This is a genomic window from Paenibacillus sp. MER 180, from assembly GCF_023713665.1.
Classification (GTDB): Bacteria; Bacillota; Bacilli; order Paenibacillales; family Paenibacillaceae; genus Paenibacillus_B; species Paenibacillus_B suaedae.
Genome location: NZ_JAMAVT010000007.1, coordinates 286,294 through 306,205 on the forward strand (window position 1 = coordinate 286,294; position 19,912 = coordinate 306,205).

Below are 19,912 nucleotides of genomic sequence, written 5' to 3' on the forward strand. Positions count from 1 at the left end.
TCCAACCGCTGTTCCAGACCGAAGGATAAGGAGATGGTGGAATTGGGACAAAGGAAAATGATAGACCAGCAGCACCTTCGAGTTAGGGAGGCTGGACGATGACGATTACGCAGCAAGCCAATATGATTAATCATCCAGCCCGTAGGAATATTTTATTGTTTCTGAAGCAGCAAGGAACAGTCGGGGTGCCAGCTATCGCGGGACATCTTCAACTGACGGCTATCGCCGTTCGCAGGCATTTATATGCGCTGCAAAAGGGCGGGTATGTACATGCTCATCTGATTCGTCAGCAGCTAGGAAGACCTACCTATGAGTATAGTTTGGCTGACAAGGCAAGTATGCTGTTCGTCAGTGCATATGATGCGCTGATCATCGATATTCTTGAGCAATTGCAGGAGCGATCCGGTGAAGATACGGTGGAGCAGCTATTCCATTATCGCAGGCAGAAGTTGGAGAAGCGATATGCTCCGTTATTGAATCAAGCAAGCTTAGAGGGGCGAATCTGTGCATTAGCAGCATTACAGGACAAGGAAGGCTACATGGTTAGATGGGGAAGATGTGAGGATGGCAGCTATTGGCTGGAAGAGGCCAACTGCCCGATCTCCCAAGTTGCGGTTCAATTCGGTTCTCCTTGCAGATGCGAGCAGTCGATGTTTGCCGCGGTGCTTCAAGCGGATGTTGACCGGACAGAAAGTATTGTGGAAGGTGGCACGAGATGTATGTTCCGTATCGCTAAGCCGGATCCAGGGGAACTGTGTGAATTGTCTGAACCGGAATGTAAGGATACAGGCATCTGAGCATGAATCGATTTAGCGTGGTTGCAGCTTGCTGGGGAAAGGAGAATGATGATGAAGCGGAAGGTTGATCAAAAGGATGTCGGGGCTGAGACATCAGTCGGGATTGAATGTAATGAAAATAATGAAAATAATGAAAATAATGGAAATAATGGAAATAATGAAAGTAATGAAGCTATTGAAGTTACTGATCCTTATTTGATTTCCATCGTGAATGCATTAGATCAGTTGACAGAGTCTTGGTCTGCTAAGCTGAAGAACGGCGGCATCAAGCTTCAGTTTGCCGTTCAAATCGGCTCCAGCCTGAGTGTAATCCAACAGGAATGGCTAATGGAGTTCCTTCAGGACTTTCATGTTCGTGATCAGGAAATGTCTAAGGTACTGTATGCCTTTGCCACCGAGATACCGGAATGGGCGATCCGGCAAATTCTTCAGCTCTTTCGCAAAGCGGAGCGTGTGAAGGCTGTACTAATTGCTCGGAATGATGTTATGGATCAGCTTGAACAGCGAATGAGGCAAATGGAGTACGACTTCTGGCAGGGCATGCTTCCTACAGATGAAAATGAGCTGGAACATGTGCTTTCAACATGGCAGCGGGAGCTGGCCGAATGGGAGGAAGAGGCGTCTCGCGAGAGAAATACATACAACCGAACCTATGGAGACAGCTCGCGTTCATCGGTGAACGCACCCTCTGCCGGTAAGGATTTGACCTTTCATACGTTAATTGGTGTCCCTGAAGAAGCGGATGCGAAGCAAGTGAGGAAGCAGTCCCGCAAGCTGCTGCGGGTGCTGCACCCTGATCACGGTGGAAGCGCGTATTTGTTTACATGGGTAAAGGAAGCGTACGATGCGTATCAAGCGAGCCGGATTTCGCCGTGAAAGTCCCACAGCAAGATGATAAATAATAAGCGCCCCGTCCTATGTTTATCACATAGGGAGGGGCGCTGTACTGTACATAACGTTTCTTTTTTAGAAAACAGGCTCAGCTACTCGTCTCTTCGTACAACTAGCCTCTCATGCGGCGGAACGCTTCATGCGCAGCTTCAATCGTACGCTCGATGTCTTCCGCGGTATGCTCGGTAGTCAGGAACCATGCTTCGTACTTCGAAGGCGCAAGACAGATGCCTTGATCGAGCATATGACGGAAGAATGCGGCGAACGCTTCGCTATCCGTCTCTTGTGCTTCAGCATAATTCGTAACCGGATGATCGCAGAAGTGCGTTGAGAAAGAGCCGCGAATGCGGTTGATCGTGAGCGGCACGCCATAACGGTCAGCGCCTTCTTGAATGCCGTTCGTCAAGCGGATTGCCAGCTCCTCCATTTGCTCGTATACGCCTTCTGCTTGCAGAACCTCCAAGCACGCAATGCCGGCTGAGATTGAAGCAGGGTTGCCTGCCATTGTGCCTGCTTGGTATGCAGGGCCGAGCGGAGCAACTTGTTCCATGATATGCTTGCGTCCGCCATAGGCGCCGATCGGCAGGCCGCCGCCAATGATTTTGCCCATCGCTGTCAAGTCTGGTTCAATTGCTGCATAGTCAGGGAAGGCGCGGTAAGTCTGCACCGAACCATAATGGAATCGGAATGCGCTAATGACCTCATCATAGATAACGAGCGCACCGTATTCGCGAGCGAGCTTGCACAAGCCTTCAAGGAAGCCTTCCGCAGGCATAACCATGCCGAAGTTGCCGACGATTGGCTCAACCATCACGGCTGCCACATCGTCTCCCCAATGCTCCAGTGCTTCCTTCAAGCTGTCCAGATCGTTGAATGGAACAGTGATTACTTCGTTAGCAATGCTGGATGGAATCCCTGCGCTGTCCGGAATACCAAGCGTAGAAGGGCCAGAACCAGCTGCAACGAGCACGAGATCCGAATGACCATGGTAGCATCCGGCGAATTTGATAACCTTCGTGCGCTTCGTATAAGCGCGGGCTACGCGAATTGTCGTCATAACAGCTTCGGTACCCGAGTTGACGAAGCGTACTTTATCCATAGACGGAACAGCTTCCTTCAACATGCGAGCCAGCTTGATTTCCAGCTCGGTCGGCGTTCCGTACAAGGTACCGTTCTGCGCAGCGCGAACGATTGCCTTCGTAACATGGGGGTGGGCATGACCTGTAATGATAGGGCCATAAGCAGCCAAGTAGTCAACATAGCGGTTGCCGTCTACGTCCCAGAAGTAAGCGCCTTGTGCGCGTTCCATGAAGACGGGGGCACCGCCGCCGACCGCTTTGAATGAGCGGGAAGGGCTGTTGACCCCACCGACGATATGTTGAAGCGCTTCTTCGTACAGTTGTGCAGAACGGTTGCGATTCGTAGTCATGTAGATGAATCCCCTTTATTGTGAATTAGTTTCAGATATGGATTGCGTGACATTCACTTCCAAAGCTTTTTGAATGTATTGCTTCAGCTTATCGTCGTCAATGACCCGGAGCACGGCAGCGTTGTTCACTCGTGCATCAGTGACATTGTCCATCGGCGGGAGTTGATGACTCTGCCCAATTGAGCTGTCGTAGCCAAGCGCGGCCAGCTTCACGATGTCATCGGCTGATAAGTTTGTCTCGACATAGGGCGACACTTCCCTGATAAGAGAGGGGAGCTGCAGCAGGTTCCAGGTTGATTTGAGCTTGTTGGCTAATGCCCCAAGAAGATCGCGCTGCCGCTGGGTGCGAGCATAATCGGACATCGCATCATAGCGGAAGCGGGCGTACATGAGAGCCGTTTCGCCATTTAGCAGCTGCTTTCCTTTTTTCAAATCAATATCGTATTGATGCTTATCTGCCTTGCTCGTATATTTCATATCCTTCTCCACTTCAAATTCCACGCCGCCCAGCGCATCAATCAACTTGATAAATCCGACGAAGTCTGTATACACATAATATTGAATGTCCAGTCCTGTCAAGTCGCTTGCTGTCTTCATAGCGAGCTCCGGTCCGCCATAGGCGAGCGCCGCATTGAGACGATCCTTGCCGAAGCCAGGGATGTCAACGTATGTATCCCGCAAGAGGGAGAACAAGTTGGCGCGCTTCGTCTTCGGATCGAAGGAGGCGAGCAGAATAGAATCTGACCGTGGGACTTCGTTAGCCTCCAGTCCGCGAGAGTCTCCGCCCAGCAGTAATATGTTGACTCTCTCTTCTCCCTGCCATTTGGGAGGCTCTATGTTGACCTTCTCCGGCACGCGATGTACGACGGGGGTGAAGCGAGAGGTTTCGGGCGGTTTCTGCAGACTGTCCAAGCTGCTGTACATGGACCACATATAATAACCGGCACCAGCCAGAAGGAATACACAAACAGAAATAAGGGCATGCTTCCAATACTTTTTCAACATATGGATCGTCCTTTCCGCATCCGGCGGCAAAGCGGCGAGAGTCATGATGTCGAATCCGGTGCATTCAGCATTCTTTCAAGTCGTCCTACGTGCTATAGTAAAGGTTATGGGCAAATGCTCCGCATCTTGTCTAATCAATTATAGAATTTTTACAGAATCGAATCAATTGAATGACTTGTACCCGCGTAACGGGTCGGTGACCAGGGAAAGGGTGACAGAAGTATATATGAACGCTATTGACGTGCGGGATTTGCGCAAAACGTTCCAAGTACAGAAAAATCGCGACGGGCTGAAGGGGGCGCTGCTTGATTTATTCAAACGGGAATATAACGAAGTAATGGCAGTGAAGGATATCTCCTTCACGATCCCACAAGGGGAAATATGCGGATATATTGGGGAGAATGGTGCAGGCAAGTCGACGACGATCAAGATGCTGACCGGGATTCTTGTGCCAACCTCCGGTGATATTCGTGTGAACGGATTTATCCCGCATAAGGAAAGAGAGAAGTTCGTGCAGGGCATCGGCGTCGTCTTCGGGCAGCGAAGCCAGCTGTGGTGGGATATCGGCGTAATTGAATCATTCCGGCTGCTGCGCAAGGTGTACCGCGTTTCTGAACATGATTTCAAGCAGCGGCTGGATGAGTTGGTTGAGCGTCTTGCCTTGCAGGAGCTGTTGAACCGCCCGGTACGGAAGCTAAGTCTTGGACAGCGCATGCGCTGTGAATTGGTGGCATCCCTGCTGCACCGTCCTTCTGTGCTATTTCTGGATGAACCGACGATTGGACTCGACATTGTCGTGAAGACGGAAATTCGCGAGTTCCTGAAGCAGCTGAATGCAGAGCATGGAACTACGATTTTGCTGACTACCCACGATTTGCAGGATATCGAAGCTCTATGTACGCGTGTCATTATGCTCGATGATGGACGCATTATTTATGACGGCGGATTGGACACGCTCAAGTCGACGTGGGGCAAGGGACGAGAGGTCCGTTTCCAATTTGCGAAGCCTATGCGAGCAGGTGATGTTGAGGCGCTTACGTCCGGCCTTGATGTGGAATGGACAGTTGAATCTCCTTATGAAGCCGGAGTTCTTGTGCCATTTGCCACGAATGTATCGGATGTCATAGGGCGAGTGGTTGGCGGTGCGTCGATATCGGATTTGAGCATTATTGAGACGAATACCGACGATATCGTTCGTGAGATTTACAAGGCGGGCACGGCGGAGAAGCCGGAAGGACTGAGCCCTCTCTTGGCTATGCAGGCGCAAGAGTCGAAGACAGAAGACCTTGAATACAAGGAAGAGAACGACAAGGAGAAGGAAGCGGTGACTCATGGCTAGCGCATATCTTGAATTTATCCGCATTCGCTTCCTGTTGATGCTGGCTTACCGTGTTAATTACTATTCCGGCATTCTCATCTATACGCTCAACATTGGCGTGTATTATTTCACCTGGCAATCGATCTACGGCGGACAAGGAACACTTGCAGGCTTTACGGCTGACCAGATGACGACCTACATTGCGGTATCTTGGATGGCGCGCGCCTTTTACTTCAACAACATGGATCGTGATATTGCCACGGAAATTCGAGATGGCAGCGTAGCGATCCAATTTATTCGGCCTTACAATTACCTATTCGTCAAGCTGATGCAGGCGTTCGGCGAAGGCTTGTTCCGGCTGCTGCTCTTCATGGGGCCAGGTATGATTATCGCGTGCATTCTCTTTCCAGTGAAGCTTCCGCAAGATCCGAAGCAGTGGGCCGTGTTCGGTGTCATGCTGTTCATGAGCTTCTTGATCAATTCGCAGTTGAATATGCTGACAGGATTGACGGCCTTTTTCATCGAAAATAATGAGGGCATGATTCGTATGAAGCGGGTTGTCGTCGATTTGTTCTCTGGTGTTATTGTACCGATCAGCTTCTTCCCAGGCTGGCTGCTCGCGTTGAATGAATGGCTACCATTCCAAGCGATCACGTATTTGCCGAGCTCTGTATTTACAGGCAGAGTGGTGGGCGATCAAGTGTGGGCGGCACTCGGCATCCAATTGCTGTGGGCGGTAGTGCTTGTTATTCCAATTGTGCTGCTGTGGCGTTCCGCGCGCAGACGCTTGTTCGTGCAGGGAGGTTGATCACGATGTATTACTTCGGACTTGTTAGTGAGTATTTGAAAAACTATATTAAAACACGCCTTACCTATCGTGCAGACTTCTGGATAGAGATCGCATCGGATCTTCTATTTCAGGTCACGAATTTAATCTTCATCTTCATCGTTTTCATGCATACGCCAACATTGGCTGGCTGGACGCGTGATGAGATGGTGTTCGTCTATGGCTATTTCATGATTCCATATGGCATATTCAGCTGCTTCTTCAATCTGTGGGGGTTCAGTGAGCGATATATCGTAAAAGGGGAAATGGACCGGATATTGACGCGTCCAGCGCATAATCTATTTCAGATTCTCCTTGAAAATGTAGATCCCCCCTCCATTATCGGATCTATCGTCGGTGCAATCATGATGGGCATTTGCTGGAACAGGCTTGGTCTCGACTTCGGCATCATGGAGCTGCTCATGCTGTTCGTGATGCTGATCGGATCGGTGATGCTGTACTTCGGCATTTATTCTGCACTAACATCGATTTCATTCTATTCGGATGCGCCGACAGGCATTCTGCCGCTCGTGTGGAACATTCAGAGCTACGGTCGTTATCCGCTAACGATCTATAATCGGTTCATTCAAGTGCTGCTCACATGGATTCTGCCGTTCGCATTTGTGGGCATCATTCCTGCCTCTTACTTCATGGAGGGCAAAGGATTGCAGCAGATGGCGCTCCTGACACCGGTTGTGGGAGTTATCTTCTTCGCCCTTGGGTTAACGCTGTGGAACATCGGTGTTAAGCGATACCGCGGGGCAGGATCCTAATTGAATAGGTTGTCGCCTTCCAAGTCAGCAATAGGTTTGGAAGGCGTTTTTTTATACACGTAGAAAGAATTAGAATCTAAGCCTCGTTGTTTTTGAAAAAAAGAGTGGGGGATGATAAGCTTAATGCAATAGAACGGCAGTCTTGGCTGCTGGGAAGGAGCCTCATACGAATGACACAATCCACGCAAGTTGAACTTGGACAAGTTATCCCTGACTTTACGCTGCCGGCATCTACCGGACAGGACGTGAAGCTGAGCGACTACCGGGGCAAGAAAGTCGTGATTTATTTCTATCCGAAGGATATGACGCCAGGCTGTACACAGGAGTCATGTGATTTCCGTGATTATCATGGAGACTTTGAGAAACATGGCGTTGTCGTGCTTGGCATTAGCCCAGATCCGATCAAGTCGCACACCAAATTTATTGAGAAGCACAGCCTGCCATTCACGCTGCTGTCTGACACGGAGCATGAAGTAGCGGATCTGTTCGGAGTATGGCAGCTTAAGAAGATGTACGGTCGCGAATATTACGGCATTGTTCGCTCGACCTTCCTCATTGATGAAGAAGGCAAGCTCATCAAGGAATGGCGAAGCGTCAAGGTGAAGGGACATACGAATGAAGTGCTGGAAGCGGTACGCGAGCTCGCATAGCGTCGCTTCATCTATATAGAAAGGGCTGTCCCCATCAGGGAGACACCAATGAATCAGTCCCGCAAGGAAGGGAAAGACGCCTCCAAAACCACTGGATTAGTGGAACGGAAGCGTCTTTTTTCATGCAACTTCACAGTAATACGGGGTACCCAATGTCAACATTGACTTCTGGGGAAGCCCTTTTTCAAATCGTGGCATGTACTTAGTTTAGTACACACGGTGGATAACATCCTCGAAATCCGGCTCTTCCATATGAACGTCTTCCACTTCACCGAATTGACCCAGGATGCGGAGTGCTTCCATGGCACTCAGCTCCTCGCGATTGCATTCCACGGTTAAGGTCTGGCCGTTCAATTCACGGAAGCGAAGCGGGCTGGGTACGTTTTTAGATTGGTCAGGGATTTGGCAGCTGCTTCGATAGGTAACCGAGATGACAGTCGGCAAGCCGATGCGCTTGCGCAGGTCGTCGATTGTGCCGTCGAAGCCGAGCTTGCCATGATTAATGACGATAACGCGATTGCACAGCTGCTCGATATCGTCCATGTCATGTGTTGTCAGCAGGATCGTCTTGCCGAGCTCCTGATTAATCGTCTTTAGGAACTGGCGAATATTCTTCTTGGCGATGACGTCGAGGCCAATTGTTGGCTCATCGAGAAACAGAATGTCCGGATCATGCAGCAGCGCGGCCGCGATATCGGCGCGCATTCGCTGCCCGAGCGAGAGCTGACGTACGGGCGTTTTCATGAACTCGTCCATCTCAAGCAATTCGGTCAGCTGCTTGATGCGCTTCTGCTTCTCTGCAGGATCGAGCCCATACATCGCGGACAGAATATCATAGGAATCTCGCGTCGGCAGATCCCACCATAGTTGAGTGCGCTGTCCGAAAAGGACACCAAGCCGGCGGGTTACTTGCCGACGGGCCTTATAAGGACTTAGTCCAAATATCCGCACGTCGCCAGATGTCGGATGCAAAATGCCAGACAGCATCTTAATTGTCGTAGACTTGCCTGCGCCATTCGGCCCAATATATCCGACGAATTCACCGCTATTGATCGTGAAGCTGATGCCCTGAACAGCTTCCTTCACAATCTTGTCGCGAGAGATTAGGGAGCGAATGCCCTTGAAGGCACCTTCCTTCGGGGCGGGCCGGACGAAGCGTTTATGTAAATCGGTTACGGTAATCACGAGTATCCCCCTTTAATTCCGTTCGTTACGTGTGTTGCCTGTTGCTTTTTCAGGTTGATTGTTGCCGTTATTGCATTCTGCTCTATAGCTAGTTTTATATCAAGCTGCTGATCGAACTTCATACCGAACTACATATCGAGTTCCATATCGGGCTCTGCATTGTGCTCAATATGGACGTCAGCTTAGCTCCCTGTGCTCTGATAACGGGAAATCCCAATCTTCCACACGCGCAGGGCAATCAGGAACACGACGGTCGTAATCGCGGTGGACAGACCAATTAGCCATATGCCGGATTGATGACGCAAGATGTAGAGCGAAGGAATATAGTTCGCGAACCCGACGGGAATGATGCTAAGCAGCACTCCTTGCATCCATTTCGGATAAATGGTCATTGGGTATTGCGCTGCCGTACGAGCAGCATCCTCCGTAATGTTCTGCAATTCCTCGATACGGGTTACCCAGAAGCCGGCCGATGCGGTTAACAATCCAATGGCAAACAGCAGGACGGCACCCGATAAGATGACAAATATCGTGAGCGGTATGGCAGTCCATCCAATCTGTCCGCTGCGCATCATAACATTCATGCTGATGGTCAATATCGCGGTTCCTTGGATGAACTCTCCGAGCCTAATGGAGAAATTCTGTGACATCAGCGCCAGCAGTACAGGGACAGGACGCAGGAGCAGACTATCAAGAGCTCCGTTAACCAGATAGTTCTCCAAGTGGTGCACGTCCGAAGCAATCATTCGGTATATTGCCTTGGACAAGGATAAGATGGCATACAAATATCCAGCCTCCGCCAAGCTCCAGCCTTGGATATGGCCGAACTTCAGCAAAATGACTGCAAGCATAAGAAATTCGACGACACTGATAACGGCCGCCATTAGCGTAGAGAACCAGAAATTAAACTTGTACTGCATGCGGCTGCGAATACTTGCGCGCACGAGCAGCACATACATACGAATCCACTTCATCCGCCCTGCACCTCCACCTTGCGTCGCATAATCCCGGTAACGGCGAGACATGCGGCAGTGAATACGATGCACCACATCAGCGAACCTAACAGCGCGGACGGGGATTCCATGCCGAGATAGATTCGAGTAGGGACATAATGCAAGAACGGATAGAATGAGGCACGACTAATGTCGGCAAGCCAAGATGGCAGCCATTCGATTGGAATGAGAAAGCCCGACAGCAGCATGCTGAACGCATAATTGACCCAGTACAGCCAGACTGATTCTGTTGTCCAGAGCGCAGCGGCTCCGATCAGATAGTTCAGGCAAATTGAAATGTACGCGGCCAGCGTCAAAGCTACAGCGGTCCACACGTAAGTGATAATGGTAGAGGGGACGTGAAGCGGCATTACGAAGAAATATAAAATGTAGATCGGTAAAAACTTGTACACGAACTGGTAGGCGATTTGCCCCCATTCCTTGCTCATCAGCTGATAGAACAAGTGAACGGGACGAACGAGATCAAGGGCGATCTGTCCGGTTCGGACGGACTGCTGGATGCCAAGTCCATTCGTTAGAAAGGCAGCAACCCACAAGCTAGCTTGATTGAAAGCGACGTAGCTTACGATGCCATTCAAGCCATACTCGCCAAGCGGCCTTCCTTCGCCAATCCCTGTCCAGATCGAAATGTAGATAAATCCGAACATGAAGCTGGCGATGTTGTGCACCATATGGGCACTGCGGTATTGCAAATTACTGAGATACTTTTTGCGAGCCAAAGTAAAAAAGAGCATTCTCCACCTCCGTCATCTTCTACGTATTGCGGCGTGCCATACTAGTGATGCTAGGTGAAATGAATAAAAAGAGAGCGAGGAATATAGTACCAGATACGTTGTTGAGATGGCAAGTATTATTTTGGATGCAGCACGGAACGGCTGAAAGTTAATACTCATATTCCTGTCCTTGTTCCTATACTTGCCAACACCTAGATTTACGATATATAGTATATCTAGGTATTACATAGATATGGGAGGGATAATCGATATCATGCAGCCTAAGGTTAGCAAGGAACTATTAAAAGGCAGTACGGCTATGCTTATCTTGTCCATGCTGGAGAAGGAAGAAATGTATGGCTACGAGTTGTCCAAGCGATTGGAAGCCGCGTCTTCGGGATTGTTCGCTCTAAAGGAAGGGACGCTGTATCCAATTCTTCATGCACTCGAAAGTAAAGGCGAGGTGGAAGCTTATTGGAATGAGGCAAACGGCAGAGCCCGCAAATACTACCGAATTACGGAACAGGGGCGCAAGCTTCTGCAAGAGAAGACGCAAGAATGGCGCTTATTCCGTCGTTCGCTTGATCAGGTGCTGGGGGAGGTATAGGGATGACGCGGAGTGAGGAAGGAAGAGACACGAAGCACAGCTCTAACCTTGAACAATTTGTAGGTGATGTTCTGGCTCACGTGAAGGCCAAGCAGATGCACGGTGAGATTCGAGCAGAATTGCTGGATCATCTATTGAATGAGATCGAGTATGGGATGGATCATGGTATGGATGAATCAGCGGCTGCACAGCAGGCAGTGCGCAACATGGGGGGGCCTTCCGTTATGGCAGCGCAGTTCAATCAGGTGCATCGTCCTAAGGCGCCTTGGAAGCTATGGATATCCGTATTCGTGTGGATTGCTATTTGTGTAGTTGGCTTGTTTGCCGTGCAAGCTGGGAATCCTCAAGATCTTTATCGCTTATCTGCCGAGGGCTATGCATGGCGTCTAGTACCGGGGGTGGTGGCTTTTCTGTTTGCATTTTGGGTAGGTTATCAGAAATTGCAAAAAGGAGCAGTGTGGCTATATAGCTTAACTCTGCTGCTTAGCATCCTTACAATTTATTCATCTTTGAGTATAAACGGACAATCCTTTCTGTCAATTGGGACTATCTCGATTAATATGTTATATATTAGTCCTTTTTTGGTTCTGATCGCGCTGTATTCGATAACGAGCAATAAATTCGTTAAGATGCATCGTACGACACTACTTCTCGCCTTATTATCTCCGCCTATTATTATCTATCTTGCAGATGGCCGGCTATTGCAGTTATGTACCTTTCTATGCGGGGTGCTGGTCGTTGGTAAGTTAGCAGGATGGAAGTGGGGACATTTTAAGTGGGCTGCTTGTGGGATTGTAATTGCAGGAGGACTATGTTACGGATTCATAGAGAGGTTGCGCCTTCTAGTGAATATAAGAATTGAAAATTGGCTCCATACGCTGAACGGTTCTGCAGACATTTCATACCTCCATAACATCACCCAGCAAATTCTTCGCGGAGCAGGCTGGTTCGGCCATGGTATAGGAGAGCTTGCATCCCTACCTTATGTGACTAGCGATAACTTAAGCATTGCGATCATTCATATGTTCGGTTGGGTAGGCGGTCTAATTATGCTGATAGCTCTCACTATTATAATCACGACCATGTTCAGGCAAGCTTTGCTATTTCGCGATCCTTATGCCAAAGGTCTTGGAATTCTGATCAGCAGCATGATGGCTGTGCACTGCTTGTTATACATAGGAGGGATTATTGGCATTATCCCTATCAACGGAGCAGGGTTCCCAATGCTTGGTTCAGGCGGGAGTGAGATTGTATTGTGGATGATGCTGCTAGGATTGTACTCAAGCGCACATTGGAATAAAGATATGATACCGGTTATGAATCGGTGATCTACACATATGCTCGTAGTAGCAGCAACGAGGAAAAGGTGACATCCAATCGATGTCCCCTTTTTTTGAATAGGAAAATGTTGTTATTCGACTAGTGAAATCGTATGATCAAGGAGTAGCCGCAATGAAATGAAGGTGGCACCCATTCGGTGTCATCTTTTTTTATTTCCGCCATATAATCTAGCAATAGGGTAATAGAAACAAGGACAAGTTCACGATGACTGCACTACGAAAGGGAAGAAGGAGACGATGATAATGATGAATGGCAAGTTGAAATCGGTAATGATAACGGCGCTGTGCGCCTTGCTTGTTCTGATTGGAACGTTGACGTTCGTAGACGGACAGCCACCAACGAAGCATATAGCTTATGCTTCGTCAGGGCATGTGGTGGATAGGCATGAATCTAGTTCACATACACTGGTGGGGGTCGGAGATCAGACTTCTGTGTTGTCAGCGGCTGTTTCTTCACAGATTGCAGGGCAACAGGTTGGTGTTGAGCCTGCGGCTGCACCGGTTCTAGTAAGCAGTAAGAGCAAGTCTGAAGTCCCTGCCAATAAGCCGGACAAGGTCGTGTATCTGACATTCGACGACGGACCAAGTGTACATACGAAAGAAGTACTCGATATTTTGCAGCAGGAGAAAGTGAAGGGCACGTTCTTCGTATTAGGTCAGCAAGCAGAACGGAACCCTAAGCTAGTGGAGCGAATTGTAAATGAAGGCCATGCATTAGGCAATCATAGTTATAATCATGATTATTCAGAGCTATACAGTGATTTCCGTAAATTCTGGAGTCAAATTAAGCGTACAGGCGAGGCTGTTAAGAAGATCGTAGGCTATGAGCCAGAACTTGTTCGTGCTCCAGGCGGTACATTTTTGAACTTTGACAAGCAGTATTTTGATTTGATGAATCAAGCAGGCTATCTCGTCTATGACTGGCATGTAGACAGCAACGATTCGAAGCGGCGCGGTGTTCCTGCGAAGGAGATTGTTCAAGGCGTCAAAGACGGTGCTCTGCTTCCGTCAACCGTCGTGCTTATGCACGATGGGGTGGGGCATGGCGAGACCGTGAAGGCACTGCCGGAAATTATTCGCTATTACAAAACGAAGGGGTATACCTTTGATGTGCTCTCTTCTTATGTGAAACCTGTGCAGTTCAAGCTGGCTGCCAAGCAGCGCTGGTCGAGAACATCTGTAAGTAAAGCGTGGATCGAGGCCAACGTGAAGCCGATTCAAACAGTGAGCAATGATAAGGCACAGAAGCCGGGTCAAAAGCCAGACACTACCGCAGGCGGCGCAACGGATCCGAAGACGAATCAGAAGCCTGCTGAACCAGTGAAGCTGGACAGACAACTGACGATTGCGACGGAGCAAGGCGAACTTGAATTTGCGCCGGATCAGTTCATGAGTTATCAAGATCTTACCTATGTTCCGCTTCGTATGCTGGTGGAGCGATTGAACGGTACCGTGAAATGGAATACAGAATTGGAACGGGTAGATATTGAGTGGAATAATAGTTCGGTAGGCATTGATGTACGAGCGGGCAAGATGGAGTTGATTGGTCAATCAGGAGAGGACGGTGAGGTGAAGGTGCAGCCTCTTCGTATTGTGACCGAGAAGTATGTAACATGGGTACCATTACGGCAAGTGTTGGATGCATTCGGTGTAAAGATGACTAGTTATATGCTGTCCCCGCTTAAACCAATAGAGAAGCAAGAGTAGATGGAGTAAAGAGTAGATGTATGATGAAAATGTACCTGCTATGGATAAGAGAATGCAAAATTGATAGGTTTGAAAACAAATAGCTTGGGCGACACTGGTATATAGAACGGCCCGGGACGATTACAGGACGTGCAGAGGCACGCGGGAATCGTTCCGGGCTTTTTTTTGTCATGTTGTTGTCTATGAATTGCAAAGAAAAGAAAGTTAAAAATGATATACACCGTTCAGAGTTGATAGGGAGGGAATCGCATGACGAATGAATGGAGTGTTAGTGGTGGACAGCGTCCCCAGCGGGATACAGATGTGTGGCTGGCCGAGTTCGCGCAGCGGGGCTGGATTGCTTATCTGGAACGTATGGAGCAGGTCATTGTGGGCAAGAGAGAAGTGATTACGATGGCGGGGCTTGCGATGATAAGCGGGGGACATATTCTACTTGAGGATGTGCCTGGGGTTGGGAAGACGGTACTGGCACGTGCCATGGCGCGAGTGACAGGTGGATCCTTCCGTCGCATTCAGATGACGCCCGATATGATGCCTGCTGATATTACGGGCAGTATGGTTTGGGAGCCAAGCAGCGGTGAGCTGCGCTACAGCGAAGGAGCACTCCAGGCGAATGTAGTGCTCGCTGATGAGTTGAACCGAGCCCCTGCTAGGACGCAGTCAGCTCTGCTTGAAGCGATGGAGGAGCGGATGGTGACCGTGGACGGCATGACGCGTCCGCTTCCGGATCCATTTATGCTGATCGGTACTCAGAATCCACAGTATTTCGAAGGGACGTATCGGATGCCGGAAGCGGAAGCAGATCGCTTCATGATGCGATTGTCAATTGGATATCCGCATGCTGAACATGAGGCAGATATGCTGCTCCGCCAGCGAGAAGAGCATCCATTGATGCGTGTTAAGCCGCTATGGACTCCAGAGGAATGGCGCTTACTCGTGAGACGCGTGCATATGGTGCATGTAGATGAAGCACTGTGCCGCTATATGGCGGATCTGGCGCTAGCGACTCGTACTCATGAATCGGTAGCGCTCGGGGTCAGTCCCCGGGGAACGCTTGCGTTGATGCGCTCAGCACAGGCACATGCTTGGGTAGAGGGACGAACTTATGCCGTGCCAGACGATGTGAAGGCTGTTGCAGTCTATGTACTGGCGCATCGGCTACAGCTCCACAACCATGCCGTACGAGCAGGCATTGTGGCTGAGGAGATTGTGCTGGAGGTGCTGGGTCACACAGCTGTACCCGGATTCCCATCAGGTTCTGCAGGCAAGAAGGGGACGAGCGGAGGTGGTTCGTCAGCCTCTACGAGTCTGGCTGGAAGGACTAGACAAGCTTCCACTTATCGTACACATGCAAGGGATGTGCAGTTCCCATCTGTTCAAGGAGAGCAGACGAACTCACGCCAAGCAGGGAAGCGCATATGGTTCGGAGGAGATTATCAATGAAGCAAGCGCTAAGACATCTATTCACAGCTATCGGCTGCTTGGCGCTGGCGTGGATCGGGTTTCAACGGGAAAGTGCTGCAGTCTGCTTCCTGGCAGCCATATTGGGTGTCATGTTGGTTAGCAGCGCCCGTTCTTATTGGATAGGAAGCAGGCTGCGCTCGGTGCAGACTGTACACCAACCGATTATTCCGCAGCGCAATGAGAACAGGAACATGGTATTTCTCGTCACCATGACAATGAAGCGTCCGTTTCCCGTATTGTGGCTGCGAGTGACAGAGTTCTGGACTCGTACAGGAGGGGCAGGAGGGGCGTGGATGTGTCGACGACTTCTATTTCCTCGCCGCCGCCAATCTCTTACTTTTACCTCATCCTTTGCAGGGGCTCCGCGAGGTGTATATGAGCTTACCCGCATTGAGCTTCAGTATGGGGATGTATTCGGTTGGTTCAAGCACAATGCAATCATCCGTCCGAGCGAAGAGAATGCGCCTGTATGTATTATGGCACCTGATCTCAGCACAGGAAATGGGTCGGCTAATGAGCAATATGCAATGGAAATTACGGAAAGCTTGGGAAGCCCTGAGAACACAAGCATTTATGGAACGGCTGAGCGGCAACAAGAGTCAGCGCTGTTCTCCCCATCCTTATATGGAGAAGGGGGCGAGCCGTGCACAGCAGTGACGAGTGGGATGCAAAGTGCTGAGCTTCGAACGTACCGTGCCGGGGATCAATGGAGATCTATTGACTGGAGAATGTATGCGAAGCGCCGATTGCTTGCAGTTCGTGTTCCTGAAGCGGGACAACTCGAACAATGGGATATTGCAGTGGATGATACAGGGTGGCGGAATGAGCTGACTCAGCATACGACGAACATGAACTCAAAAACAAATACGAACATAAATAAAAACACAAACAAAAGTACAAATATCAAAACGACTGCGAATAAGAAATCGAGCGCGAAGGCAAATATGGGTGACTTGCAAAAGGAAACGAAGCTGCTGCAACAAATGGAAGCAACGGTTTCAGCGGCAGCAGCCCTTGTAAGACAGAAGATGGAAGCGGGACATACCGTTCGCTTATTCTGGATCAGTGATGGAGCTAGTGTGCATGGTGCTCGGAATGCTATTATCGCACTCGCTGCCGAGCAGCTGGGCAAGCGTGAAGAACACCGTTGGAACTATGAAGAGGGAACTCCTTCGATGGTGCATGCAAATGCAGCAGTCCCTAGAAGGCTTGCCGTTGTAAGTTGGGACAGACACTCCCAGAAGTGGGGGGCTGCACAGCATTTTACGGGGCTTCACCAAGTGGATCAATGGCTGAATGCTGACGAGATCCAACGATTCGAGCCATCAGCGACTAGAATTGTGGGCAGCCAGAACACAGCGAATGCGAGTGTCTCGGCGGCAGCAAGTGAGCGAGTCGGAGTGAGAAGCAGTGAGCGAATGAACGATAGTGAGAACCGAGGTGAGTATCGTGTATCTACCGACAGTTGGACGACAGCACAAGGGTAAATCGCAACCGCTGCATACATCTGCGGCTCCAAGCAGCAAGCTTACCTGGTTGATGCGTTGGAAGGCTGCTGGATTTACTGTACTGCTTTTCGCCTTGTTCGCAGAGTGGTTCTATCCCCTGCAAGAGGTGGGACGCAATATTGACTTGAGCGATGTTCGCCCATTTCTCGTTGCGGTGGCGATATATTTGCTTCTTGGCTTAATTGTTCACCATACTGCACTGTCTGTGGTTCTGTATGGGATGGTGGCGATTGGAACGACCGCTTGGATGTTCGGCTCCGTTCGAGTACTTCCCCATGCGTCAGACTCCTGGCTAATGGGTGAAGGGTTTGTCCGTTCTTTGTTAGCAGGCTTAGGCAGAATCGGTACCGCACTGCGCACAGATATCAATGGCTGGATGGATGGCCATTGGTTGAACACAAGTGGTGAATTGCGGACACTGCTTCTTCTCATCGGTTGGGCGATGCTGGCGTCATCGATTCAATCGCTTATGTTAAGCCGCAGGACGGTGCTCTTTTTTACGGTGTCAACAATTGTTTATTTATTTGGATTCGAATTGGGATTCGGTATCGAAATAACGGGATCGGTCGCGCGAACGGTTGGCTGGGGATTGCTCTTGTCAGCGTGGCTGTATTTGGATGAACAGTTGGACTCTGATACAGAACGCTCACGCATTGGACATTGGCCATTTAGCTGGTTGTTGTGCGCCTTGCTGCTGTCCTTAGCCGTGGTTGGGATTGCTGAAGGAATCAAGCAGGTGTATGCATGGCCGAAGCCAATGCCGCTGAAATCGTTCGAAGCATTGACGCAGTCATTACAACCAAATGATTTGGCGGAACGAGGCAGGGGAAGAAAAGATGGGAATAACGGATCGGCTGTAGAGGGGCAGGATCAAGTCCGTACATCGATGATGGTAACAGGCTATAGCACAGACGACTCTGAGCTGGGACGTCCATTGCGTGACAATAATGAGGAATGGTTCACCGCGATATCTCCTGAGCCTACGTATTGGCGGGGAGAGAGCAAATCCATCTATACGGGGAGGGGCTGGACGAGCCCGCAAAAGGGAGAAGAGAAAATTGAACTGTCAAGCTCTTTGCAATTAGACCAAACGGGGGGGCATGAAGGGTGGTCGGAACCTTTTCAACAGACGATTATATGGAAGGGGTTCAAGCCGAAGTATCCCTTGCTGTTCGGAGGGGTGCCAGAGCGGATAACCTCTTGGCTTCCTAATGCAGAAGAGGCTGGAAATGAAGTTCCATCACAGCATTTCGTTCGCTATAATTCCCTATCCGAACGGTACGGAGCTGACATCGGAATATCGGATACGACGGGGATTCCATTAACCTATCAGTATGAGACAAGGGTGTTTCGTTTTCAGACAGAACTGCTTCAATCAGCACCGGAGAAGGTGTGGTCGGATGATATACGCGCGACCGGATTGCAGCTGCCAGAGGCGCTTCCGAATCGCGTTCGTGAGCTAGGTAAACGCATTACAGCGGGGGCAGACAGCCAGTATGACAAGGTTCGGAGGGTGCAGCAGTTTTTGCAGCAGGAATACATGTATACCAAGTCGGATGCAATCGTCCCGCCAGCCGGAAGGGATTTTGTCGATTATTTTCTGTTTGACTCGAGGCAGGGGTATTGCAATCATTTCTCGACATCAATGACCGTGCTGCTTCGCACTCAGGGCATTCCAGCCCGCTGGGTGAAGGGGTTCGCTCCGGGAGAAGCTGATTCGCCTGGACATTACACAATTCGAGGGACGGATGCTCATTCCTGGGTTGAGGTGTATTTCGCCTCCATAGGATGGGTGCCGTTTGAAGCGACTCCGCCTATAGGCGTACCAGGAGGCTCTGTGGCTGCTTCGAATCCTGACGTCATTACGGCTTCTACTCCCATAAGCGAAGGTACGAGCGGATTATCTACCGCTGCATCAGAACAAGCCGGGTACCGTACGCCACCAGAGGTTGTCGCGATGTTGAACGATGCAGCAGCCGAGAAGACTGGAGAGGGTTGGGGGGCGGTTCGTCAGTTCGGCAACAAGATCGCACAATGGTGGGACACTGGAGTACAGGCCACTCGTGCCCATATTGAGCAGGAATGGCATGCGCTTCAGCGTGTTCCCGAGGAATGGACAAGCGAGGCTTCCCGCAGTGGGATTGGTACAGCGTTGCTATCCCTTGTCCGCAAGGCGGTTACACAGATGCCGGTTCTCCTATTTGGCGGCGTGATCTTTATCGTGTTTCTATTGCTCACTATGAAATGGGCATGGCAGCGCAATGCGATGCAGCGCAAACTTCGCCGACTGGTGCATGCGCAGCAGCACAGCTTCCGTATGAGTCGCGTACAGGAAATGGGGCGTATCGCTTGGTCGCTTGTCGAGCGCAAATACGGTGCTAAGCCATGTGGAATGACATGGAATGAGTATGCTGGGCAAGCTGCCAGAACTCGTATTCCATCTGCAAGCAATCCGACACGCCATACAGAACATCAAGACTTGGAGCGTGATAAGGAACCGCTAGATCAATTTATAACTGCATGCAATTTGCTTTTCTTCGGGGGGCAGCAAGGGAATGCAGCTGTACAGCAGCAGTTTGTTGATGGCTGTGCACGAGTGCTTCGCGACTGTAATCGAGATAAGCGATGAATCCTCCAATTAAGGAGGATTCATTTTTTTATTTCCGCCGATTATCATAGTGACTTA

Annotated in this window: 17 protein-coding genes; 12 read left to right on the top strand and 5 right to left on the bottom strand. The window is 50.0% G+C overall.

Going from position 1 to position 19,912, the window contains the following annotated elements:
- The first annotated feature begins 98 nt into the window (after positions 1-98).
- Both M3661_RS14380 and M3661_RS14385 read left to right on the top strand, forming a co-directional pair.
- Positions 99-797: a helix-turn-helix transcriptional regulator gene (locus M3661_RS14380; RefSeq protein WP_251486133.1), complete on the top strand. Its 699-nt coding sequence runs from the start codon at positions 99-101 to the stop codon at positions 795-797.
- A gap of 45 nt (positions 798-842) precedes the next feature.
- Positions 843-1,673 carry a J domain-containing protein gene (locus tag M3661_RS14385; RefSeq protein ID WP_251486136.1) on the top strand — a complete coding sequence of 277 codons (831 nt, stop codon included), beginning with the start codon at positions 843-845 and terminating at the stop codon, positions 1,671-1,673.
- 127 nt (positions 1,674-1,800) lie between these two features.
- Here M3661_RS14385 and M3661_RS14390 read toward each other — a convergent pair whose 3' ends face one another.
- Entirely contained in the window at positions 1,801-3,117 is a 1,317-nt protein-coding gene (locus tag M3661_RS14390; RefSeq protein WP_251486140.1) for a glutamate-1-semialdehyde 2,1-aminomutase, read from the bottom strand.
- A gap of 15 nt (positions 3,118-3,132) precedes the next feature.
- Complete coding sequence (locus tag M3661_RS14395) at positions 3,133-4,167, bottom strand: LCP family protein (RefSeq protein WP_083189513.1); 1,035 nt, start codon at positions 4,165-4,167, stop codon at positions 3,133-3,135.
- 181 nt (positions 4,168-4,348) lie between these two features.
- Between M3661_RS14395 and M3661_RS14400 the strand changes: the two genes are divergently transcribed.
- The 4 genes from M3661_RS14400 to bcp all read left to right on the top strand — a co-directional run bounded on the left by M3661_RS14400 (position 4,349) and on the right by bcp (position 7,689).
- Entirely contained in the window at positions 4,349-5,461 is a 1,113-nt protein-coding gene (locus M3661_RS14400; RefSeq protein ID WP_251486144.1) for an ABC transporter ATP-binding protein, read from the top strand.
- Entirely contained in the window at positions 5,454-6,248 is a 795-nt protein-coding gene (locus M3661_RS14405) for an ABC transporter permease (RefSeq protein ID WP_251486146.1), read from the top strand. The genes M3661_RS14400 and M3661_RS14405 overlap by 8 nt, the downstream gene beginning before the upstream one ends.
- A gap of 5 nt (positions 6,249-6,253) precedes the next feature.
- Entirely contained in the window at positions 6,254-7,039 is a 786-nt protein-coding gene (locus tag M3661_RS14410) for an ABC transporter permease (protein ID WP_021252237.1), read from the top strand.
- A 170-nt stretch (positions 7,040-7,209) separates the two neighbouring features.
- Positions 7,210-7,689 carry a thioredoxin-dependent thiol peroxidase gene (gene bcp / locus M3661_RS14415; RefSeq protein ID WP_065293594.1) on the top strand — a complete coding sequence of 160 codons (480 nt, stop codon included), beginning with the start codon at positions 7,210-7,212 and terminating at the stop codon, positions 7,687-7,689.
- A 207-nt stretch (positions 7,690-7,896) separates the two neighbouring features.
- Here bcp and M3661_RS14420 read toward each other — a convergent pair whose 3' ends face one another.
- The 3 genes from M3661_RS14420 to M3661_RS14430 form a co-directional block, all read right to left on the bottom strand.
- Positions 7,897-8,874 (bottom strand): ABC transporter ATP-binding protein, encoded by a 978-nt coding sequence (locus M3661_RS14420; RefSeq protein ID WP_251486148.1) that lies wholly within the window; start codon positions 8,872-8,874, stop codon positions 7,897-7,899.
- A gap of 182 nt (positions 8,875-9,056) precedes the next feature.
- Positions 9,057-9,848, bottom strand: a complete 792-nt coding sequence (locus M3661_RS14425) for an ABC transporter permease (RefSeq protein ID WP_065293596.1) — start codon at positions 9,846-9,848, stop codon at positions 9,057-9,059.
- Complete coding sequence (locus M3661_RS14430; RefSeq protein ID WP_021252233.1) at positions 9,845-10,621, bottom strand: ABC transporter permease; 777 nt, start codon at positions 10,619-10,621, stop codon at positions 9,845-9,847. Before M3661_RS14430 ends, M3661_RS14425 begins: the two co-directional genes overlap by 4 nt.
- A gap of 253 nt (positions 10,622-10,874) precedes the next feature.
- Here M3661_RS14430 and M3661_RS14435 point away from each other — a divergent pair, with 253 nt between their 5' ends.
- The 6 genes from M3661_RS14435 (at position 10,875) to M3661_RS30520 (ending at position 19,855) form a co-directional block, all read left to right on the top strand.
- Positions 10,875-11,207, top strand: a complete 333-nt coding sequence (locus M3661_RS14435; protein ID WP_065293597.1) for a PadR family transcriptional regulator — start codon at positions 10,875-10,877, stop codon at positions 11,205-11,207.
- A gap of 2 nt (positions 11,208-11,209) precedes the next feature.
- A complete protein-coding gene (locus M3661_RS14440; protein ID WP_065293598.1) occupies positions 11,210-12,535 on the top strand; it encodes an FtsW/RodA/SpoVE family cell cycle protein in 1,326 nt (441 codons plus the stop codon).
- A 255-nt stretch (positions 12,536-12,790) separates the two neighbouring features.
- Positions 12,791-14,254: a polysaccharide deacetylase family protein gene (locus M3661_RS14445; protein ID WP_251486151.1), complete on the top strand. Its 1,464-nt coding sequence runs from the start codon at positions 12,791-12,793 to the stop codon at positions 14,252-14,254.
- A 249-nt stretch (positions 14,255-14,503) separates the two neighbouring features.
- On the top strand, positions 14,504-15,697 hold the full coding sequence (locus M3661_RS14450; protein WP_065293600.1) for an AAA family ATPase: 1,194 nt from the start codon (positions 14,504-14,506) through the stop codon (positions 15,695-15,697).
- Positions 15,694-17,205, top strand: coding sequence for a DUF58 domain-containing protein (locus M3661_RS14455; RefSeq protein WP_065293601.1), 1,512 nt, complete (start codon positions 15,694-15,696; stop codon positions 17,203-17,205). Before M3661_RS14450 ends, M3661_RS14455 begins: the two co-directional genes overlap by 4 nt.
- The gene (locus M3661_RS30520; RefSeq protein WP_251486163.1) at positions 17,168-19,855 is read left to right on the top strand and encodes a transglutaminase-like domain-containing protein; all 2,688 of its coding nucleotides are present in this window, start codon (positions 17,168-17,170) and stop codon (positions 19,853-19,855) included. Before M3661_RS14455 ends, M3661_RS30520 begins: the two co-directional genes overlap by 38 nt.
- Positions 19,856-19,912: the final 57 nt, after the last annotated feature.